Source organism: Flavobacterium procerum (genome assembly GCF_042431625.1).
Lineage (GTDB): Bacteria > Bacteroidota > Bacteroidia > Flavobacteriales > Flavobacteriaceae > Flavobacterium > Flavobacterium procerum.
Genome location: NZ_JBHLYW010000022.1, coordinates 155,309 through 177,161, shown reverse-complemented (window position 1 = coordinate 177,161; position 21,853 = coordinate 155,309). Strand labels below are relative to the sequence as shown.

The window sequence follows — 21,853 nt, the reverse complement described above, 5'->3', positions numbered from 1 at the left end:
AAACAAATCATGATTTCAATTCAATTACATCATCATCATCTACATTATTGCTCTCAAGCGATGTGTTAATGATATGCGTGTAAATCATCATATTTTAAAACCCGTTTGAGTACATCAAACGGGTTTTTTTATTCCGCCTCTTTGTACTCAAACTATTAACCAAACAAACAACTAAAAAATGAGTACTTTAAAAATTGCAATTCAAAAATCAGGTCGTTTAAACGAAGATAGCATTCAAATCTTAAAAGACTGCGGTATCTCAATCAACAACGGAATCGACCAGTTAAAAGCCGAAGCTTCTAATTTTCCTCTTGAAGTTTTATATCTAAGAAATTCAGACATTCCGCAATATTTAATTGATGGTGTGGTAGATTTAGCAATCGTTGGTGATAATCTTTTAGTAGAAAAAGGAAAAGGAATTGAAGTGGTTCAAAAACTTGGTTTTTCTAAATGTAAAGTTTCGGTAGCAGTTCCTAAAACTTTTGAATACAATTCTGTACAGGATTTGGCAGGTTTGCGTATTGCGACTTCTTATCCTAACACAGTTAATGAATATTTTAGTAAATTCGGTTTAACCGTAGATATTCACCAAATCTCTGGTTCTGTTGAGATTGCTCCAAATATCGGACTTGCAGATGCTATTGTTGATATCGTTTCAAGCGGAAGTACATTATTCAAGAATAACTTAAAAGAAGTTGAAGTTATCTTAAAAAGTGAAGCTGTTTTAGCTGTTTCTCCAAAAGTATCTCCAGAAATTCAAAAACACATTGATACATTAAAATTCAGAATTCAGGCCGTTTTAAGAGCAAGAAATTCGAAATATATCTTGATGAACGTTCCAAATGATAAAATTGATGCAGTTGGAAAAATCCTTCCGGTTTTAAGAAGTTTAACAGTTCTTCCACTAGCACAAGAAGGCTGGAGTAGTGTTCACTCTGTAATTGATAAAGACACTTTCTGGGACGTAATTGATCAATTAAAAGAAGTAGGTGCAGAAGGAATTTTAGTTTGTCCAATTGAGAAAATGGTTCTATAAAGAAAAGAAATTCCAATACAAAAATTCCAAATTCCAAGTTTAGCGTTGAATTTTAAAATAAAGAATTGGAATTTGGGATTTTAGAAATTTGGAATTTAATATTGAAAATATTATGAATAAAATAAACAATCCAAAACCAGAAAGCTGGTCAGATATATTAAAAAGACCAACTCAGACTATTGATGATATTGAGGTTACAGTAAAAGAAATATTCAAAGAAGTTCAGAAAAAAGGTGATGAAGCTGTAGCAAAATATACTTCAATTTTTGACGGAATTTCATTGGAGAATTATGAAGTAACTCCGGAGGAAATTACAGAAGCAATTAATTTAATTCCGAGTGAATTAAAAGAAGCGATTGAGTTAGCAAAAAACAACATTTATAAATTTCACAAAGCACAGAAAACGGATAGAGTTGAAGTTGAAACGATTGAAGGCGTAAACTGCTGGCAGGAAAAAAGGCCAATTCAAAAAATCGGTTTATATATTCCTGGCGGAACAGCTCCTTTATTTTCAACGGTTTTAATGCTCGCAGTTCCTGCTGAAATTGCGGGCTGTAAGGAAATTGTATTATGTTCCCCTCCTGATAAAAAAGGAAAAATAAATCCGGCGATTCTATACGCCGCGAATTTATGTGGTGTTACTAAAATTTTAAAAGTTGGCGGGATTCAGGCTATTGCTGGCATGACGTTTGGTACACAATCAATTCCCAAAGTATATAAAATCTTCGGTCCAGGAAATCAGTTTGTGACAGTTGCAAAACAATTAGCGACTCAATTTGGCGTTGCAATCGATATGCCGGCCGGGCCATCAGAATTGTTAATTGTAGCCGATGATACTGCTGTTCCAGCTTTTGTAGCTTCGGACTTATTATCTCAGGCAGAACACGGAACAGATAGTCAGGTAATATTAGTTTCGACTTCAAAAAAACTGATTGACGAAGTAGAAAAAGATGTTCAGTCGCAATTAGAAGTATTGCCTAGAAAAGCTATTGCAGAAAAAGCAATCGAAAATTCGAAATTGATTTATGTTGAAAACGATCAAACCGCTTTAGATTTAATCAATGAATATGGTCCGGAACACTTTATTATCTGCTCTGAATATGATGATTTCTATTGCAACGGAATCGTAAATGCAGGTTCTGTATTTATTGGAAATTACACTCCTGAAAGTGCAGGAGATTATGCTTCAGGAACCAATCATACACTTCCAACAAACGGTTACGCTAAAAATTATAGCGGTGTAAACCTGGATAGTTTTATGAAATCGATGACATTCCAGAAAATATCTGAAAAAGGAATTCAAAATATAGGAAAAGCGATTGAAGCTATGGCTGAAGCCGAAGGATTACAAGCACATAAGAATGCTGTTACCTTAAGATTGAAGAGTTTGGAGTAAATTTAAAGATAAAAGAATATAGAAAATAGAAAATTTATAGGTCAGATGAGAAGTCTATTCTCTTTATTCTAAGCTCTATATTCTAAAAATTAAGAAAATGAAATTCGATATAAATACAATAACAAGAGAAAATGTAAAATCCTTAAAACCTTATTCTTCCGCAAGAGATGAGTTTGAAGATTTTGATACTGCCAATATGATTTTTTTGGATGCCAATGAAAACCCATATCAAAATGGGGTAAACCGTTATCCAGATCCACAGCAGAATTCGGTTAAAGCGATTTTAGCTAAAAATAATAACACCAAGCAAAGTCAGATTTTGTTAGGAAACGGAAGCGATGAAGTTTTGGATTTACTCTTCAGAGCTTTCTGTGAGCCTAAAAAAGACAATATTATTTCGTTGCCACCTACTTATGGAATGTATGGTGTTTTGGCAAATATCAACGCAGTAGAAAACAGAGAAATTCTTTTAACTACAGATTTTCAGCCACAAGTTGAAAAGATTTTAGAAGCGGTTGATGAAAATACAAAAATCATTTTTTTATGTTCACCAAATAATCCAACCGGAAATTCATTTTCAGACGAAAGTGTAGTGAAATTACTTCAAAACTTTAAAGGTTTAGTGGTAATTGATGAAGCTTATATTGATTTTTCTGAAAAAGAAAGCTGGCTGACAGAAATTGATGAATATCCAAATTTGGTCATTACGCAGACTCTTTCAAAAGCGTATGGTTTGGCTGGAATTCGTTTAGGAATTTGCTACGCTTCAGATGAAGTAATTTCAATTCTGAATAAAATCAAACCTCCATATAATGTAAACGAGCTAACACAGCAAAGAGCCAAAGAACGTTTAAAAGATTCAGAAAAGATAAAACAGGAAATAGCTTCTATTATTAAGCAGAGAGAAGATTTAATTAAAGTTTTACTTGAAGTAGGTTTTGTCGAAAAAATCTATCCGACGGAAGCCAATTTTGTTTTGGTAAAAGTAGATGAAGCTAACAAAAGATACGATCAGTTAATCGAAAAAGGCATTGTAATTCGCAACAGAACTACTCAGCCTTTATGCGAAAATTGTCTTCGTTTCACAATCGGAACAGAAGAAGAAAATGCTGTTTTAATAAAAGAATTGAAGTTGTTGAACTAAAAAATATTTAGCCACAGATTATACAGATTAAAATGATTTTTCTGTTGCCACGAATTACGCAAATTAACACGAATTAAATTAATGAAAATTCGTGTAATTCGTGGCAAAGGATAAATGCAAACAGAATAAAAAAATCCTTTTTAATCTTTGAAATCTGTGGCAAAAAAACTAACACATGAAAAAAGTACTTTTTATCGATCGTGACGGAACGATTGTTTTAGAACCTGAAAATTATCAATTAGACAGTTTGGATAAACTGGAGTTTTATCCAAAAGCTTTTCAATATCTGGCTAAAATTGCTAATGAATTAGATTACGAATTAGCAATGGTAACCAATCAGGACGGATTAGGAACAGATAGTTTTCCTGAAAATACCTTTTGGCCAACGCAGAATTTTATTTTAAAAGCCTTTGAAAATGAAGGAGTTGTTTTTGATGAAATCTTTGTGGACAGAACTTTTCCAGAAGAAAATGCACCTACACGTAAGCCAAGAACCGGAATGTTGACAAAATATTTGAATAATCCGGAATATGATTTAGAGAATTCTTTTGTTTTAGGTGATCGTTTAACTGATGTGGAGTTGGCAAAAAACCTTGGCGCAAAGGCCATTTTCATGAATGATACTGACGGAGCAGGAAGTAACGAAATTTCGGCAAAACGTGAAGAATTGAACGAAACAATCGTTTTGCAAACAATGGATTGGAAGAAAATCTATGAGTTTTTAAAATTAGAAGCACGTTCAGCTTCAATCACAAGAAAAACAAACGAAACAGATATTTATATCAATCTAAACCTTGACGGAACAGGAAAAAGCAAAATCGATACGGGAATTGCTTTTTTTGATCATATGTTAGATCAAATCTCACGTCATGGTCAAATGGACTTGGAAATCCTTGTGAAAGGTGATTTAGAAGTCGATGAACACCATACAATTGAAGATACAGCAATCGCATTGGGAGAAGTTTTCGCCAAAGCGTTAGGTAATAAATTAGGAATTGAACGTTATGGTTTCTGCTTGCCAATGGACGATTGTTTAGCACAAGCAGCAATTGACTTTGGAGGGAGAAACTGGCTGATCTGGGAAACGGAATTTAAACGTGAAATGGTGGGTAAAATGCCAACTGAAATGTTTTATCATTTCTTTAAATCATTCACAGACGGTGCAAAAGCGAATTTAAATATCAAAGCAGAAGGAATCAACGAACATCATAAAATTGAAGCCATTTTTAAAGCTTTCGCAAAAGCAATAAAAGTAGCCGTAAAAAGAGACACTGAAAAAATGATTCTGCCTTCAACGAAGGGAATGCTTTAAAAAAGGTTGAAAATTGTTTCAAGTTTCAAGTTTCAGGTTCTGTATAGTAACATGAAACTTGAGACTTGAAACCTGAAACATAAACTAATGAAAATAGTAATTATAAATTACGGAGCAGGAAATATTCAGAGCATCATGTTTGCTATTGAAAGATTGGGTTTTAAAGCTGTTTTGAGTAATAATCCAGACGAGATTAAATCGGCAGATAAAGTGATTTTTCCTGGTGTGGGCGAGGCAAGTTCGGCTATGAGCAAACTTCGCGAGAGCAGTTTAGATAGTTTGATTCCGGAATTGAAACAACCTGTATTAGGAATCTGTCTTGGAATGCAGTTAATGTGCAATAAAACCGAAGAAGGAAATACAGAAGGTTTAGGAATTTTTGATGTTGATGTTTTGAAATTCTCCAACAACGTAAAAGTGCCACAAATGGGATGGAATCAGATTTATGACTTAAAAACCGATTTGTTTAAAGGAATTTCTGAAAATGAATTCATGTATTTGGTTCACAGTTTTTATGCGCCAAATTGCGATGAAGCCATTGCTACAACGAATTACGACGTAGAATATGCATCGGCTTTGCAAAAAGATAATTTTTACGGAACTCAGTTTCACCCAGAAAAAAGTGGTGATGTTGGAGAAAAGATTTTAGGCAATTTTTTGAAAATGTAAATTATGGCTAAATCTTTTATTGAAGATTCAACAAAAAAGCTCAAAGAATTAATATTCGAATATGAAGATTTTCTTAAAGATGATTTAGTTGAATATAAGGCAAATAATTTATGTACAAATGCTTGGCATATTATCGATTGGATTCTTGTAGAATTTGTAAATATACATGGTTATCAAAACATTGGAGATTTAAGGATTTCACTATATCCAAGATGTAACTCTCTAAAAATAATGCATGATATAGCAAACTCTTCAAAGCATAATAATCTTGATAGACCTAAGGCATTTATAAAAACAACAAATATACATGAAGGTGATTTTTGCAAAGAAGACTTTTCGAGTGATGATTTTGATGTTTCAAGATTGGAAATTGAATTAGAAGATGGAACTATATTAGATTTTAATGAAGAAATTAAAATTGTTATTGAGTTTTGGAAAAGTTATTTCAGTAATGATTTAGCAATAGACGTTAATTAAAAAAATAAAAAAAATTTCAGTTTTAGAATCTAAAATCTAAAATCAGAAATCTAAAATATCAAAAAATGAGAATAATACCAGCTATAGATATCATTGAAGGAAAATGTGTTCGTTTGTCCAAAGGTGATTATGATACCAAGATAATTTACAATGAGAATCCGCTTGAAGTGGCAAAATCATTTGAAGCGCACGGAATCGAACATCTGCATTTAGTTGACTTAGACGGTGCAAAATCAAGCAAAATTGTCAATCATAAGATATTAGAACAAATCGCAACACAAACAAGCTTAAAAATTGATTTTGGTGGCGGGTTAAAATCAGATGATGATTTGAGAATTGCTTTTGAAAGTGGTGCAAACCAAATTACAGGAGGAAGTATTGCTGTAAAAAACAGAGCAATTTTCGAAAAATGGATTTCAGAATACGGTTCCGAAAAAATTATTTTAGGTGCTGATGCAAAAGACGAAAAAATTGCGGTTTCTGGCTGGTTAGAAGAATCAAACGAAGATTTAATACCATTTATTCAAGATTATCAGTCAAAAGGAATTCAGTACGTTATATGTACTGATATTGCTAAAGACGGAATGCTTCAAGGCCCAAGTTTTGATTTGTATAGCAAAATTTTAGCAGAAGCTAAGGGAGTAAAATTAATCGCTTCTGGCGGAATTTCAACTTTTGACGAATTACCAAAACTAGCCGAATTAGGCTGTGAAGGAACCATCATCGGAAAAGCGATTTACGAAGGGAGAATTAGCCTGAAACAGTTAGAAGATTTTATAATTAGAAAATTGAGATAATGTGCCAATTAGATAATTAGAAAATTATTTTGCGTTCAGTGAAATTATCTAATTATCTAATTTTCAAATTATCTAATTTATAAATTGACACATTAAATAAATGTTAGCAAAAAGAATCATACCTTGTTTAGATATAAAAAACGGAAGAACCGTAAAAGGCGTTAATTTCGTTGACTTACGTGATGCTGGAGATCCGGTAGAATTAGCTGAAATTTATTCTGCTGAAGGCGCAGATGAATTGGTTTTTCTTGATATTTCAGCTACTGAAGAACGTCGCAAAACGTTAGTGAATATGGTAAGAAGTGTAGCGGAAAAAATCAATATTCCGTTTACTGTTGGCGGTGGAATTTCATCTGTAGAAGATGTTGAAATTCTGTTGAATAATGGAGCTGATAAAGTTTCTATCAATTCATCGGCAGTGAAAAATCCGCAGTTGATAAATGATTTAGCACAGAAATTCGGAAGTCAGTGTGTTGTTGTAGCAATCGATGCCAAACAAATCGACGGACAATGGATAGTACATTTAGTTGGTGGAAAAGTTCCAACAGAATTAAATTTATTTGATTGGGCAGTAGAAGTGGCTGAACGCGGAGCTGGCGAAATCTTATTCACTTCAATGGATAACGACGGAACTAAAAACGGATTCGCAAACGAAGCTTTAGCTAAACTTTCCCAATTAGTAAATATTCCAATTATCGCTTCTGGTGGTGCCGGAAATATACAGCATTTCGTAGATTCGTTTCAAGAAGGAAAAGCAGACGCCGCTTTGGCAGCAAGTGTTTTTCATTTTAAAGAAATCGAAATCAAAGCTTTGAAACAAGAATTAAGAAACAATGGAATTGAAGTAAGATTGTAAAAAATCTCAGTTTTGAAATTCCAAATTTCAAAAAATCTAAAAATAACATGATTTTGGAAATCTAAAATCTAAAATCTAAAATCTAATATTAAAATGGACATCGATATCAAAAGCGCACACGGATTAATTCCGGCTATAATTCAGGATTCAGAGACGAAAAATGTTTTGATGCTGGGTTATATGAACGAAGAGTCGCTTCAAAAAACAATAGAAACACAAAAAGTAACTTTCTTCAGCCGTTCCAAACAAAGACTTTGGACAAAAGGCGAGGAGAGTGGTAACTTTTTAAATTTAGTAAGCATCAAAAATGACTGCGACGGAGATACACTCTTGATTCAGGCAAAACCAGTTGGGCCAACTTGCCACACTGGCGCAGATACTTGCTGGCAGGAACCAAATGAGGAAAATTATGGTTTTATTTCTCAATTAGAAAACACGATCAAAACACGTAGAGAAAATGCTGATTCGGAGAAAAGTTATGTAGCTTCTTTGTTCGAAAAAGGAATTAATAAGATTGCTCAGAAAGTTGGTGAAGAAGCAGTAGAAGTTGTAATTGAAGCAAAAGATAATAATGATGATTTGTTCCTTAGCGAAAGCGCCGATTTACTTTTTCATTATTTGATTTTATTGCAAGCAAAAGGATATCAATTAAATGATGTTGTGGATGTTTTGAAGAAACGTCAAAAGTAATATTTAGAACAAGTCTTGTCATTTCGACCGAAGGGAGAAATCGCACTAAAAACTCCGCAAAGTATATCTCCAATCTTTGTCGATTCACTAGTGCGATTTCTCCCTTCGGTCGAAATGAGAGAAAAATATGTTATTTTAGTATCAAATAATATTGATATGAGATTAGTTGTATGTTTGCTTTTATTATTAGTTCCGACTTTAAACTATGGTTTTAAGAAAAATGTTACGCCATATTCAATAGTGATTTCTAAAGCTGTTTTAATAGTTGATGGAACTATCTCTAAGGTCTCAAAAAAAGAATATCAATTTACGATAAGTGAATTTGTTAAAGGAAAATCAAACTTGAAAATAAATGTAGTTATTTGGGAAGAATGGTTATGTGATCCTAGAATTAAAGAATTAAAAGCAGGACAGAGATTAATTTTGTTTTTAGAAAAACTGCCAAATGGTAATTTTTATCCAATTAATGAGAGTACTGGAGAATTATATGTAGATGATAATAGTTTTCCAAATATATTTCTCCCTAAGGATTTTTCAAATCCAACAGTTTTAAAGAAAGGTATTGCTATGTTTCTGGAAACCTATACGTTTTATGGAAACTTTAATGATAGATTTTATCAAAATTGCTATTTTGTACGTAATAAATCCATTTTTGAAGTTTATAGAATAGCAAAAAACAATACAGCTTTTAAGTTTTTAGTTGATAACGCGGAGTATTTTAAACCAACAGAAGCAATTATTCTACTAAATAATTAGTTATTCCAAAAACTCAAAAACAGCAAATTCTTCTGGCTGATGAAAACCAAATTTACCACTTTTATATGTTTGTAAGGCTTGATATTCTGTAGTGTTTCCATAATCGATTCTAAAAAGATTTCCTTTCCATTTGGTGTTCTTTTTAGGTTTCTTAAAACCTCCAGTTTTAATTTTTTCCAAACTAGCAAAAGGAATTTTTATTTCGGTAGAAAAACCTTCAAGTGTTGTTTTGCTTGCTGCTTTTAGACCAGAAATGTCATAATCTGTAGAAGTATTCCATCCTCCGCATTCAGAAGAAATGCATTTTAGCAACATATCATAATAGGTTGAAAAAGCATTTACACCAATTTCAACATAGTTTTGTCCGTCTCCGTCGGGATCAATAAAGATTTCAACCAAATCATCTGTTTCATAAATTTTAGAATCTTTTGGTTGCCGTTTTCCTATAATTTTGGAGTCTTCAGTACGGCATGCTAAATAAAGGTTTTTATCATTCCACGCAAGTGATACAAAAGTATTTTGAGAAGCTTTTTCGCCTGTATTATGAATTTTAAAAGGACCTAAAAATGGAGTTTTCCATTCGGATAAATTTCCGTCTATTTTAATCTTTTCATTTGTTTTATGAATGAAGATATTCTGGGCGTAATTTGTAGAGGTAATAACTATAAACCAAAAACAGTAAAAAAGTTTGGTATTCATCAAAAGTAGTAGGATTTTAAAAACGCTAAAATACAGAACTTTAATGAATTTTAACACCTATAGTCCCAAATCAAAAGTGTTAAATTCTCAAATGAGTGACAAGATTGTTTACATTTGTCAGAATTATCGAATGGCTTACGTTTCTATTTTTTAAAAATTGCAATAATGAAAAAATACATTGGCAGCGCTTTAATTGCCTTTTTTATCGGTTTTATTTCTAATGCCCAAGGTCTTCTAAATAAATCCGAAACTACTTTCACACACCAGGACACTTTACGCGGAAGCATCACAAAAGAAAGAGCTTGGTGGGATTTAAAATACTATCATTTGAATGTAAAAGTAAATCCTTCTGAAAAATCAATTTCTGGATCTAATACGGTTCGTTATACTGTTTTAACAGAGAACAATAGAATGCAGATTGATTTGCAGCAACCAATGAACATTACAAAAGTAACTCAGAACGGAAAAGATTTAAAGTTTGAGAGAGATGGAAATGCTTTCTTTATTACTTTAAATGAAAAACAAAAAGTAGGTGATACTAAAGAGATTGTAATTTCATATAACGGGAAGCCTAAAGAAGCTGTTAGAGCTCCTTGGGATGGTGGGTTTTCTTGGAAAAAAGATAAAAACGGAAAAGATTTTATCGCTACATCTTGTCAAGGTTTAGGTGCGAGCGTTTGGTGGCCATGCAAAGATCATATGTATGATGAAGTAGAAAACATGTTGATCAGTGTAAATGTTCCTGGAGATTTGACAGAGGTTTCTAACGGAAGATTGCAAAGCGTTAAAAAAGAAAAAGACGGAACGAAAACATTTAATTGGTATGTCTCAAATCCAATCAACAATTATGGCGTAAACATCAATATTGGTGATTATGTAAATTTCTCTGAAGTATTTAAAGGAGAAAAAGGCAATTTAGATTGTAGTTATTATGTATTGAGAGATAATTTGGCTTTGGCTAAAGAACATTTTAAAGATGCTCCAAAAATGCTGAAAGCTTTTGAAAATTGGTTTGGACCTTATCCATTTTACGAAGACAGCTATAAATTGGTTGAAGTTCCTTATTTAGGTATGGAACATCAGAGTTCTGTTACTTACGGTAATGAATATAAAAAAGGATATTTAGGACGTGATTTAAGCGGAACCGGCTGGGGATTAAAATTTGATTTTATCATTATTCATGAATCTGGCCACGAGTGGTTTGCTAACAATATCACATACAAAGACATTGCCGATATGTGGATACACGAAAGTTTTACCAATTATTCTGAAAGTCTCTTTGTAGAATATTATTACGGAAAAGAAGCTGGAGCTGAATATGTAGTTGGATGCAGAAAAAACATACAGAATGACAAACCAATTATTGGTCATTATGATGTAAATAATGAAGGTTCTGGAGATATGTATCCGAAAGGAGCTAATATGCTGCACACTATTCGTCAGGTAATTAATGATGATGCAAAATGGAAATCGATTTTAAGAGGTTTGAATAAGACTTTTTACCATCAGACCGTTACTTCTAAGCAGATTCAAGATTATATTAATGAGCATTCGGGAGTAAACTTCAATCGCGTTTTTGCTCAATATTTGACTACAACTAAAATTCCAGTTTTTGAATATATGTTTAAAAACGGAACTCTAGGATATCACTGGACGAATTGTGTAGCTAAATTTGATATGCCGGTAAAAGTCAAGATAAATGGAGAAGAAACTTGGCTGATACCAACAACTGAATGGCAGTCTGTAAAAACTACAAATGAGGATAGAAAACTGGAAGTAGATAAAAACTTCTACGTGACTACTTCTAATATAATCGAATAAAAATTCGATAAATTTCAATTTTAAAATCCCAAATTCCTCCCGAAGCATCGGGATTGAAGTTTGGGATTTTTTGTGACAAATAAATCCGATAGATTTTTAAAACCTGTCGGGTTTATTATAGTTTGTCATTTCGACCGAAGGGAGAAATCACACTCGAAACTCTGCAAAGATTGGCGATTACCTTTGCGGAAATACTAGTGTGATTTCTCCCTTCGGTCGAAATGACAAAAAAGCCTTAAGGGCTTTTTTATTAGAATTTAAAAAATTGGAATTTAAATTTATCTATTGTTCAATTTCGCTTTCTCCTTAATAATATCAGCAATTTTTCGGTTTTCGATTTTGCTTTCAAGCCATGAAATAATATCAAGATATAAAAAAGCTCTTTTTTCGTAAGTGCTTTTCTCTAATTCAACAAAACGAGTATGCATTTTCTTGAATTCTTTTTTAATGTCTGCCGGATAAAAATTATTTAGGTTTCTCAAAAATTTAATAATCTCTTTTTGCACTTCATGTAAATCATTCATTTTAATTAAAAACTTATAAGTATTCTTAAGGTGATTTTCTAAATAATAATCTTTTCCGATTTCATAATGAGCAATCAAAGACAACAATCTGGCAAAGCACATAAGGTCTTCGCGCATGGTTAAGTTCTTGTTATTGATGATTTTATCAAGATAAAAAATGCATTCGTTGTATTTTTCATTTCCAAAATAAATAGATGCTATCTTATAGAAAAACAACATTTCGTGATGTTCGTCAAGATGATCGCTATGAAGTTTTATTTTTTCTAAAATTTCTGGAATCAGATATTCGCTTTCAGCAAAAGTTCCAGCTAATATGTGTAAATTTAGCTTGTTGTTGTAGACATACAGAAAGGATAGCGATGCAATATTGTCATTTACAGGAAATTTAGGATCAGCGATAGTTTCCTCAAGTTTATTCAGATATTTTTTGAAATTAGATTTATATTTCAACATATAAAGCGATTCCAGAAAATAGTGATTTCCTTTTAAGAAAAACACCGGATTAAGATAAATCATATTCGGATTATCGTAAAACAGCGTCACCCATTTATAAGCAAATTTGTAGCTGGCCAAAAAATCCTGAACCAAGAAACTTCTCCAAAGACTTGCATTATAAAACCAATATTTTTCACGGAAACCAAATTTGCTTTCATCCAGTTTCGCGATATGTTTGTTAAAATAATCGTCTATATATTTATACTCTGCATCACTTTTTACATAGCCGGTTTTTAACATGATTCCGTACAACTGAAGCGATAAGTTTGATAGTTTGCTCGAAATCGTATTGCGATAATTCAATTCTTTTGCCTGAACAACCAATTCGTCGGCACGACCTTGAATACTTCGGGTAATATATTGTGATTCGATCAGTTTTTCGAATTCAACAATTTCATACGCCATATATTTTTCGTCATTCTCTAAGGCTTGCTGTTTTGTCTTGTCGAGAATCTTCAAACTCTGTTTGTACAATCCTTTGTTGTAAAGAATAACTGCAAAATCCATTTGTTCGCGCAATTGATAGCGAATGTTCTGGCTCGGAATATTCAGCCTGATGCTTACTAAAATTTGCTTGTATAGATATGATTTTAAGTTAGATAGCTGCACTTTTTGTATAATGCCGCTCTTCAGAATAAGTTTTTCATCATAAGTTTCAGATTTATCCAAAATATTAAACAATTCAATAAATTTTGTATTAGAACTGGTTTCTAATCGGCTTGCAAAAATTTTAAATTGTCTTTTCTCTGATTTTGAAAGTGATTTTATTAATACAAATAAGAAATCTTTTTGATGGTTAGCCATTGTAAAAAATAATAGTGTAACTTACTGATATTTAGGTTATTGATATAGTATAAATTGTTTTATGAACAGTATAATTTCATTAAAATGAATTTCGCACTGCGTTACTTCAATATATATTTGTTATCAAGATGTGAAATTACATTAAATAAATGAATATGAATAGAGAGAAAGTTCAAATTTTTGACACCACTTTACGCGACGGCGAACAGGTCCCAGGATGTAAGTTAGATACTAAACAAAAGTTAGTTATCGCAGAACGACTAGATCAGATGGGAGTTGATATCATCGAAGCAGGCTTTCCCGTGTCAAGTCCAGGCGATTTTTTATCGGTCTCTGAGATTTGTAAAATTGTCGAAAACGCAACAGTGTGCGGACTTACAAGAGCCGTAAAAAACGACATTGATGTTGCGGCAGCCGCACTTAAAAATGCTAAAAAACCTAGAATCCATACAGGAATCGGAACTTCAGAATCTCATATCCTCCACAAATTAAACACTACTCCAGAAGATATTATTGCCAGAGCAAAATTTGCTGTTGCGCATGCGAAGTCATATGTAGAAGACGTTGAATTTTATGCAGAAGACGCAGGTAGAACTGATAATGCATTTTTGGCTAAAGTTTGTGAAGAAGTTATTAAATCGGGAGCAACTGTTTTAAATATTCCTGATACAACAGGATATTGCTTACCGGAAGAATACGGAGCAAAAATCAAATATTTAAAAGAAAACGTAAAAGGAATCGAAAACGTAATCCTTTCATGTCACTGTCATAATGATTTAGGAATGGCCACTGCAAATTCAATCGCAGGAGCTATAAATGGAGCAAGACAAATTGAATGTACTATTAATGGTATTGGAGAAAGAGCTGGAAATACGGCACTTGAAGAAGTGGTAATGATTTTCAAACAACATCCATATTTGAATTTAGATACAAATATCAATACAAGAGAATTAAATGCAATGAGTCGTTTGGTTTCTGAAAGCATGGGAATGATTGTACAGCCAAACAAAGCGATTGTTGGTGCCAATGCATTTGCTCACAGTTCAGGAATTCACCAAGATGGCGTTATCAAAAACAGAGCAACTTACGAAATCATGGATCCGCTTGATGTAGGAGTAAATGAATCGTCTATTATATTGACAGCTAGAAGCGGAAGAGCAGCTTTGGCTTACCGTGCCAAAAAAGTAGGGTATGAACTTACAAAAGTACAATTAGACATTGTATATATTGAGTTCTTGAAATTTGCTGATATCAAAAAAGAAGTTGTTGATTCTGATATTCATCAAATTATTGAAGCATCTAAAATAGAAGGAGATTTAATTAGAAGCTAATTATTAAAATAGGAACAATAAAGGATTTAAATACATAAAGAACGAGACGTTATGAATTTGAAAATTGCAGTTTTGCCGGGAGATGGAATTGGGCCTGAAGTTATTTTACAAGCCAAGAAAGCATTATATGCTATTGGTGAAGTTTACAATCATGAATTTGTTTTTGAAGATGCGCTGATGGGAGCTGTTGCAATCGATAAAACAGGAAATCCGTTGCCGGAACAAACCTTAAATCTGTGTTTAAATACAGATGCAGTTTTGCTTGGTGCAATTGGTGACCCAAAATATGATAATAACCCAAATGCAAAGGTTCGTCCGGAACAGGGATTGTTGAAACTTCGTAAAGAATTAGGGTTGTTTGCTAACATTCGCCCGATTAAACCTTATAAAGCGCTAATTGAAGCTTCTCCTTTAAAAAGAGAAATTATTGAAGGAGCTGATTTTACAATTTTCAGAGAATTAACAGGTGGTGCATATTTTGGTACAAAAACACTTAATGAAGAAGGGACACACGCCTCAGATTTATGTGAATATTCAGAAGAAGAAATTACCAGAATTGCACATTTGGCTTTTAAATCGGCGCAAAAACGACGTAAAAAGCTAACAATGGTAGACAAAGCAAATGTTTTGGAAACTTCAAGATTGTGGAGAAAAGTAGTTCAGAACGTTAGCGAAAATTATCCAGATGTTAAGCTTGACTTCTTATTTGTTGACAATGCAGCAATGCAGTTGATTTTAAATCCGAAACAGTTTGATGTGATTTTGACGGAAAATTTGTTTGGAGATATTTTATCTGATGAAGCAAGCGTAATTACTGGATCAATCGGTTTATTGCCATCAGTATCTTTAGGAGAAAAAAATGCTTTGTTTGAGCCAATTCACGGATCATATCCCCAGGCAAAAGGAAAAAATATCGCCAATCCAATTGCTTCTATTTTAGCAGCAGGACTTTTGTTAGAACATTTTGGATTAACTAAAGAAGCTAATGTAGTTTATAAAGCGGTAGAGAAAGCAATTGAGTACAAAGTAGTTACTGTCGATTTGAAACCAGATTCTAAATTTGGAACAAATGAAGTAGGAGAGTTTGTTTCGAACTTTATTTTCAGTAAAGATGATTTACTGTATTTTAATAATGACAATGTTAGTATTGGACAATCTACAATTGTTTAATATTTTTTGTTAAAAAGTAAAGATAATAACAAGAAGTATTGAAAATGTTGAGATTTTATTTTTTTAGTTCCTTGAGTTTTTATACTTTTGTAACGTTAAAAAAATAAAATGATGCAAATCTCAATTATTATTACTTCTGTCGTTGTTGTCAATGTGTTTCGCACATCTGCATCGGGAATGTTATAAATATAATTGAAAAACTATATTAGAAACCTTCCAAATACTGGAAGGTTTTTTTTTGAATAAAAATTAAAAATAAAACAAAACAATAATGGAATTAAATAAGTACAGCAAGACCATCACTCAAGATCAAACACAGCCTGCGGCGCAAGCGATGTTGTACGGAATTGGTTTAACTGAAGAAGATTTGAAAAAAGCACAAGTCGGAATTGTGAGCATGGGTTACGATGGTAACACTTGTAACATGCACTTGAACGATTTAGCAAAAGATGTTAAAAAAGGTGTTTGGGATGCAGATCTTGTCGGACTTATTTTTAATACCATTGGTGTCAGTGACGGTATCTCTAACGGAACAGAAGGAATGCGTTATTCATTGGTTTCACGCGACGTAATTGCCGATTCGATTGAAACGGTTGTTGGAGCGCAATGGTACGATGGTGTAATTGCAATTCCGGGCTGTGATAAGAATATGCCAGGTGCGTTAATTGCAATGGGAAGATTGAACCGACCTGCAATGATGGTTTACGGTGGATCGATTCACTCAGGAAAATGGAAAGGTGAATCATTGAATATTGTTTCTGCTTTTGAAGCTCTAGGTAAAAAAGTTAGAAATGAAATTACTCCAGAAGATTTTAAAGGTGTTATTCAGAATTCTTGCCCTGGACCAGGTGCATGTGGGGGAATGTACACTGCAAATACAATGTCGTCTGCGATTGAAGCTTTAGGAATGAGTTTGCCTTACAGCTCTTCTAACCCTGCTTTGAGCCAAGAAAAAAGAGACGAATGCGCTGCTGCCGGAGCTGCAATAAGAATTTTATTAGAAAAAGATATTAAGCCAAGAGACATCATGACTCGCAAAGCTTTTGAAAATGCTATTACAATTGTAGCAGTTTTAGGAGGTTCTACAAATGCGGTTATGCACTTGATCGCAATGGCACATTCTGTTGGTATTGAAGTTACTTTAGATGATTTTCAGGCAATTAACGACAGGACGCCAGTGTTGGCAGACATGAAGCCAAGTGGTAAATATATGATGGAAGATATTCACGCTGTTGGAGGTATTCCTTCAGTAATGAAATATTTATTGAAAGTGGGACTTATTCATGGAGATTGTTTGACCGTAACTGGAAAAACGGTAGCAGAAAATTTAGCTGAAACTCCAGATTTGCAAGACGGACAAGAAGTTATTCACGAGATACAAAAAGCATTAAAACCAACAGGAAATATTCAGGTATTATATGGAAATCTTGCTTCTGAAGGTGCTGTAGCAAAAATCAGTGGAAAAGAAGGAGAATATTTTGAAGGTCCAGCCGTGGTATTTGAAGGTGAATTTGAAGTAATTCCAGGTCTTCAGGCCGGAAAAATTAAACCGGGAAGTGTAGTCGTCATCAGGTATTGCGGACCAAAAGGTGGTCCAGGAATGCCTGAAATGCTAAAACCTACATCGGCAATTATTGGAGCAGGATTAGGAAGCAGCTGTGCTCTTATTACAGATGGTCGTTTTTCTGGAGGTTCGCATGGATTCGTGGTAGGTCACGTTACACCAGAAGCCTATGATGGTGGAGGTATTGCATTTGTTAAAGACGGTGATTTAATTGCCATTGACGCTGTAAAAAACACTATCGATTTAAAAATATCTGATGAAGAATTTGCAGCCCGCAAAGCGAGTTGGATTCAACCTCCTTTAAAAGTTGACAGAGGAGTTTTGCTTAAATATGCTAGATCGGTTTCTAGCGCATCTACAGGTTGCGTTACCGATAAATAATCGACAAAAAAGTGAATTTGAAAAGCTCAAGTTCTAAAAAATAATTACCACAATGGGAAAAATAAGAATATCAGGCGCTGAAGCCGTTATTAGATGTTTACTAGAAGAAGGCGTAGATTTAATTTATGGTTATCCAGGAGGAGCCATAATGCCGGTTTATGATGAATTATATAAGTTTCAAGATCAATTGCACCATGTGTTAGTGCGTCATGAGCAAGGCGCTACTCACGCGGCTCAGGGATATGCTAGAGCAACAGGAAAAGTAGGGGTGGCTATTGCTACTTCAGGGCCTGGAGCTACAAATTTAGTGACCGGAATTGCAGATGCGCAGATTGATTCTACGCCTATGGTTTGCATTACAGGACAAGTTGGAAGACATTTGTTAGGTTCTGATGCTTTTCAAGAAACAGATATTATCGGAATTTCAACTCCAGTCACCAAATGGAATTTTCAGGTTACTGAGGCTTCTCAGATTCCAGAAATTATGGCCAAAGCATTTTATATTGCACGTTCTGGCCGTCCAGGTCCAGTATTGGTAGATATAACTAAGAATGCTCAGTTTGACGAATTTGATTTTAGTTATGAAAAATGTACTGGAATAAGAAGTTATAATCCGGTTCCGAAATTGAAATTGGATAAAGTTGCTGAAGCAGCAGCTTTGATTAACAGTGCCAAAAAACCTATGATTGTTTTTGGACAAGGGATTATTCTTGGTAGAGCTGAGGCTGAATTTAAAGCTGTGGTAGAAAAATCAGGAATTCCTGCTGCTTGGACAATTCTGGGGCTTTCTGCACTTCCAACAGATCATCCTTTAAATGTTGGAATGTTAGGAATGCACGGTAACTATGCACCAAACATAAAAACAAACGAATGTGATGTTTTAATTGCTTTCGGAATGCGTTTTGACGATCGCGTTACAGGAAATCTGAATACTTATGCAAAACAAGCTAAAGTAATTCACTTCGAAATTGATCCTGCAGAGATTGATAAGAATGTAAAAACAGAAGTTGCTGTTCTAGGCGATGTAAAAGAATCGTTAGCCGCTCTTTTGCCATTGATTGATCAAAAATCTCATGAAGCTTGGCATAATGAATTCAAGGAATTGCACAAAATCGAATTTGATACTGTAATTAAAGAAGAATTGAATCCGAGCAATGATAAAGGAATTTCTATGGGTGAAACCGTTGAAATGATCAACAAACATTCAAAAGGAGATGCTATTATCGTAAGTGATGTTGGTCAGCATCAAATGTTTGCTTGCCGATATGCGAAATTTAATTCATCAAAAAGTAATATTACTTCTGGCGGTTTAGGAACAATGGGATTTGCGCTTCCGGCGGCAATCGGAGCAAAAATGGGACAGCCAGAAAGAGAAGTAGTTGCAATTATTGGTGATGGTGGTTTTCAGATGACTATTCAGGAGCTAGGAACTATTTTTCAAACTAAAGTACCAGTAAAAATTGTCATCTTAAACAATGAATTTTTAGGAATGGTGCGTCAATGGCAGGAATTGTTCTTTGACAACAGATATGCTTCTACAAGAATGACAAACCCAAATTTTGTTGCTATTGCAGAAGGTTATCATATAAAATCTAAAAAAGTAACACAAAGAGAAGATTTGGATGCAGCTGTAGCTGAAATGCTGGCTTCAAAAGATTCTTATTTCTTAGAAGTTATGATTGAAAAAGAGAATAACGTTTTCCCAATGATTCCAACGGGAGCATGTGTTTCTGAAATTAGATTAAGCTAAGAAAAAGGTTTCAGGTTTCAAGTTTTAAGTTTCACGTTCTCAGCAGAACTTGAAAGGTGAAACTTGAAACAAAATAAACTAAAAAAAAATGGAAGATAAAACATTTACAATATCCGTATATTCAGAAAATACTGTGGGTTTATTGAATAGAATATCTGGAATATTCTTAAAGCGCCACATTAATATATTAAGTCTAAACGTTTCAGAATCAGAAATAGAGAATGTTTCAAGATTCATTATAGTAGTAAATACTACAGAAAAATGGGTTCAGAATATTGTTGGGCAAATCGAAAAACAAATTGATGTTATAAAAGCATTTTATCACACAGATGAGGAGACTATTTTCTTAGAAAATGCTCTGTTTAAAATCGCTTCGAGTTTGTTATTTGATGAAAAACAAATACAAAACATCATAAAAGATAGCCAGTCAACAATTGTTACTGTTTCGAGAGATTTCTTTGTGATTTCTAAATCAGGAAGGCGTTCAGAAATAGAAGAATTGTACAATAAGTTTAAGCCTTACGGTATCATGCAATTTGTACGTTCTGGCAGAATTTCAGTTTCTAAAGAAAAAATGGAAATTTCATCGCTTTTAGAAACATTCAAATAGTATTATTTTACAAGCAGTTTAGCTGTTAAACATTAATAATTTTAAATTACACAACATTAATATTTTAAAACAAAATGGCAAATTATTTCAATACATTACCACTTAGATTACAATTAGAACAATTAGGAGTTTGTGAATTCATGGAGCAATCAGAATTTGCAGACGGAATTGCGGCATTAGCTGGAAAAAAAGTTGTAATCGTGGGCTGTGGAGCGCAAGGTTTGAATCAAGGATTAAATATGAGAGATTCTGGTTTGGATATTTCTTATGCATTACGTGCAGATGCAATAGCTGAAAAAAGAGCTTCTTTTAAAAATGCTTCAGAAAACGGTTTTACTGTAGGAACTTATGAAGAATTGATTCCAACTGCAGATTTAGTTTGTAACCTTACACCAGACAAACAGCATACAGCGGTAGTAAATGCTATTATGCCATTAATGAAACAAGGTTCTACATTAGCTTATTCTCACGGATTTAATATTGTAGAAGAAGGAATGCAGATTCGTAAAGATATTACTGTAATTATGTGTGCTCCAAAATGTCCTGGATCTGAAGTTCGTGAAGAATACAAAAGAGGTTTTGGTGTACCAACACTTATTGCGGTTCACCCAGAAAATGATCCAAACGGATTTGGTTTAGATCAAGCAAAAGCATATGCAGTAGGAACAGGAGGACACAGAGCAGGAGTTTTAAGATCATCTTTCGTAGCAGAAGTAAAATCAGATTTAATGGGCGAGCAGACAATTCTTTGTGGTTTGCTTCAAACAGGATCTATTTTATGTTTTGATAAAATGGTCGAAAAAGGAATCGATGCTGCATACGCTTCAAAATTAATTCAATATGGATGGGAAACTATCACAGAAGCTTTAAAACACGGAGGTATTACAAATATGATGGATCGTTTGGATAATCCTTCAAAAATTAAAGCATACGAAATTGCTGAAGAACTAAAAGAAATCATGCGTCCGTTATTCCAAAAGCATCAAGACGATATCATTTCTGGAGAATTCTCTAGAACTATGATGATCGACTGGGCTAACGACGATGTTAACTTATTAAAATGGAGAGCTGCAACTGGAGAAACTAACTTCGAAAAAACAGCACCACAGGAAGCTCCAATCTCAGAACAAGAATATTTTGATAATGGTGTTTTAATGATTGCGATGGTTAAAGCTGGAGTAGAATTAGCTTTTGAAACGATGACAGAAGCAGGAATTATCGAAGAATCAGCTTACTATGAGTCATTACACGAATTGCCATTAATCGCAAATACTATCGCAAGAAAGAAATTGTTTGAAATGAACCGCGTAATTTCTGATACTGCTGAGTACGGATGTTATTTGTTTGATCACGCTTGCAAACCGTTATTGACAGATTACATGAAAAAAGTTGAAACTAATATCATCGGTAAACCGTTTTCAACTTCAAATGGTGTAGATAATACTGTACTTATTGCAGTAAACAAAGCGATTCGTCAGCACCCTATCGAAGAAGTAGGTGAGTGGTTGAGAGAGTCTATGACTGCAATGAAAAAAATTGGATAATTAAGAAATTGGGAATTCCCGAGCTTT

At 33.6% G+C, this 21,853-nt stretch carries 19 protein-coding genes; 17 read left to right on the top strand and 2 right to left on the bottom strand.

The features are described 5' to 3' along the window. The first annotated feature begins 178 nt into the window (after window positions 1-178). From hisG to ACFFLS_RS20295, 10 genes are all read left to right on the top strand, one after another. Window positions 179-1,036, top strand: coding sequence for an ATP phosphoribosyltransferase (gene hisG / locus ACFFLS_RS20340; protein ID WP_109193396.1), 858 nt, complete (start codon window positions 179-181; stop codon window positions 1,034-1,036). 112 nt (window positions 1,037-1,148) lie between these two features. Next, window positions 1,149-2,432, top strand: a complete 1,284-nt coding sequence (hisD, locus tag ACFFLS_RS20335; RefSeq protein ID WP_379687008.1) for a histidinol dehydrogenase — start codon at window positions 1,149-1,151, stop codon at window positions 2,430-2,432. Window positions 2,433-2,529: 97 nt separating this feature from the next. Further along, on the top strand, window positions 2,530-3,576 hold the full coding sequence (gene hisC / locus ACFFLS_RS20330; protein WP_379687007.1) for a histidinol-phosphate transaminase: 1,047 nt from the start codon (window positions 2,530-2,532) through the stop codon (window positions 3,574-3,576). A gap of 175 nt (window positions 3,577-3,751) precedes the next feature. Further along, window positions 3,752-4,888, top strand: a complete 1,137-nt coding sequence (gene hisB, locus ACFFLS_RS20325; protein ID WP_379687005.1) for a bifunctional histidinol-phosphatase/imidazoleglycerol-phosphate dehydratase HisB — start codon at window positions 3,752-3,754, stop codon at window positions 4,886-4,888. An 87-nt stretch (window positions 4,889-4,975) separates the two neighbouring features. After that, window positions 4,976-5,557: an imidazole glycerol phosphate synthase subunit HisH gene (hisH, locus tag ACFFLS_RS20320; RefSeq protein WP_379687004.1), complete on the top strand. Its 582-nt coding sequence runs from the start codon at window positions 4,976-4,978 to the stop codon at window positions 5,555-5,557. 3 nt (window positions 5,558-5,560) lie between these two features. Further along, complete coding sequence (locus ACFFLS_RS20315) at window positions 5,561-6,034, top strand: hypothetical protein (RefSeq protein WP_379687002.1); 474 nt, start codon at window positions 5,561-5,563, stop codon at window positions 6,032-6,034. 65 nt (window positions 6,035-6,099) lie between these two features. Then, a complete protein-coding gene (gene hisA / locus ACFFLS_RS20310) occupies window positions 6,100-6,831 on the top strand; it encodes a 1-(5-phosphoribosyl)-5-[(5-phosphoribosylamino)methylideneamino]imidazole-4-carboxamide isomerase (RefSeq protein WP_379687001.1) in 732 nt (243 codons plus the stop codon). 100 nt (window positions 6,832-6,931) lie between these two features. Continuing rightward, the gene (gene hisF, locus ACFFLS_RS20305; RefSeq protein WP_379687000.1) at window positions 6,932-7,687 is read left to right on the top strand and encodes an imidazole glycerol phosphate synthase subunit HisF; all 756 of its coding nucleotides are present in this window, start codon (window positions 6,932-6,934) and stop codon (window positions 7,685-7,687) included. 87 nt (window positions 7,688-7,774) lie between these two features. After that, on the top strand, window positions 7,775-8,377 hold the full coding sequence (gene hisIE, locus ACFFLS_RS20300; protein WP_379687694.1) for a bifunctional phosphoribosyl-AMP cyclohydrolase/phosphoribosyl-ATP diphosphatase HisIE: 603 nt from the start codon (window positions 7,775-7,777) through the stop codon (window positions 8,375-8,377). A gap of 156 nt (window positions 8,378-8,533) precedes the next feature. Next, complete coding sequence (locus ACFFLS_RS20295) at window positions 8,534-9,133, top strand: hypothetical protein (RefSeq protein WP_379686998.1); 600 nt, start codon at window positions 8,534-8,536, stop codon at window positions 9,131-9,133. Here the strand turns inward: ACFFLS_RS20295 and ACFFLS_RS20290 are convergent, their stop codons facing one another. Next, a complete protein-coding gene (locus ACFFLS_RS20290; RefSeq protein ID WP_379686997.1) occupies window positions 9,134-9,832 on the bottom strand; it encodes a carbohydrate-binding family 9-like protein in 699 nt (232 codons plus the stop codon). It lies immediately after the preceding gene. Between the two features lie 165 nt (window positions 9,833-9,997). On the opposite strand from ACFFLS_RS20290, the gene ACFFLS_RS20285 reads away from it, so the two are divergent. After that, window positions 9,998-11,653 (top strand): M1 family metallopeptidase, encoded by a 1,656-nt coding sequence (locus ACFFLS_RS20285; protein ID WP_379686996.1) that lies wholly within the window; start codon window positions 9,998-10,000, stop codon window positions 11,651-11,653. Between the two features lie 278 nt (window positions 11,654-11,931). Here the strand turns inward: ACFFLS_RS20285 and ACFFLS_RS20280 are convergent, their stop codons facing one another. After that, on the bottom strand, window positions 11,932-13,476 hold the full coding sequence (locus ACFFLS_RS20280; RefSeq protein WP_379686995.1) for a hypothetical protein: 1,545 nt from the start codon (window positions 13,474-13,476) through the stop codon (window positions 11,932-11,934). Window positions 13,477-13,631: 155 nt separating this feature from the next. Between ACFFLS_RS20280 and ACFFLS_RS20275 the strand changes: the two genes are divergently transcribed. From ACFFLS_RS20275 to ilvC, 6 genes are all read left to right on the top strand, one after another. Continuing rightward, window positions 13,632-14,807: a 2-isopropylmalate synthase gene (locus ACFFLS_RS20275; RefSeq protein WP_379686993.1), complete on the top strand. Its 1,176-nt coding sequence runs from the start codon at window positions 13,632-13,634 to the stop codon at window positions 14,805-14,807. 51 nt (window positions 14,808-14,858) lie between these two features. After that, window positions 14,859-15,977 (top strand): 3-isopropylmalate dehydrogenase, encoded by a 1,119-nt coding sequence (gene leuB / locus ACFFLS_RS20270; protein WP_379686992.1) that lies wholly within the window; start codon window positions 14,859-14,861, stop codon window positions 15,975-15,977. Window positions 15,978-16,248: 271 nt separating this feature from the next. Next, window positions 16,249-17,922: a dihydroxy-acid dehydratase gene (gene ilvD / locus ACFFLS_RS20265; protein WP_379686991.1), complete on the top strand. Its 1,674-nt coding sequence runs from the start codon at window positions 16,249-16,251 to the stop codon at window positions 17,920-17,922. Window positions 17,923-17,974: 52 nt separating this feature from the next. Next, entirely contained in the window at window positions 17,975-19,672 is a 1,698-nt protein-coding gene (ilvB, locus tag ACFFLS_RS20260; protein WP_379686989.1) for a biosynthetic-type acetolactate synthase large subunit, read from the top strand. Window positions 19,673-19,760: 88 nt separating this feature from the next. Then, window positions 19,761-20,282, top strand: coding sequence for an acetolactate synthase small subunit (gene ilvN, locus ACFFLS_RS20255; protein WP_379686987.1), 522 nt, complete (start codon window positions 19,761-19,763; stop codon window positions 20,280-20,282). A gap of 74 nt (window positions 20,283-20,356) precedes the next feature. Then, on the top strand, window positions 20,357-21,826 hold the full coding sequence (gene ilvC / locus ACFFLS_RS20250) for a ketol-acid reductoisomerase (RefSeq protein ID WP_379686986.1): 1,470 nt from the start codon (window positions 20,357-20,359) through the stop codon (window positions 21,824-21,826). Window positions 21,827-21,853 lie beyond the last annotated feature (27 nt).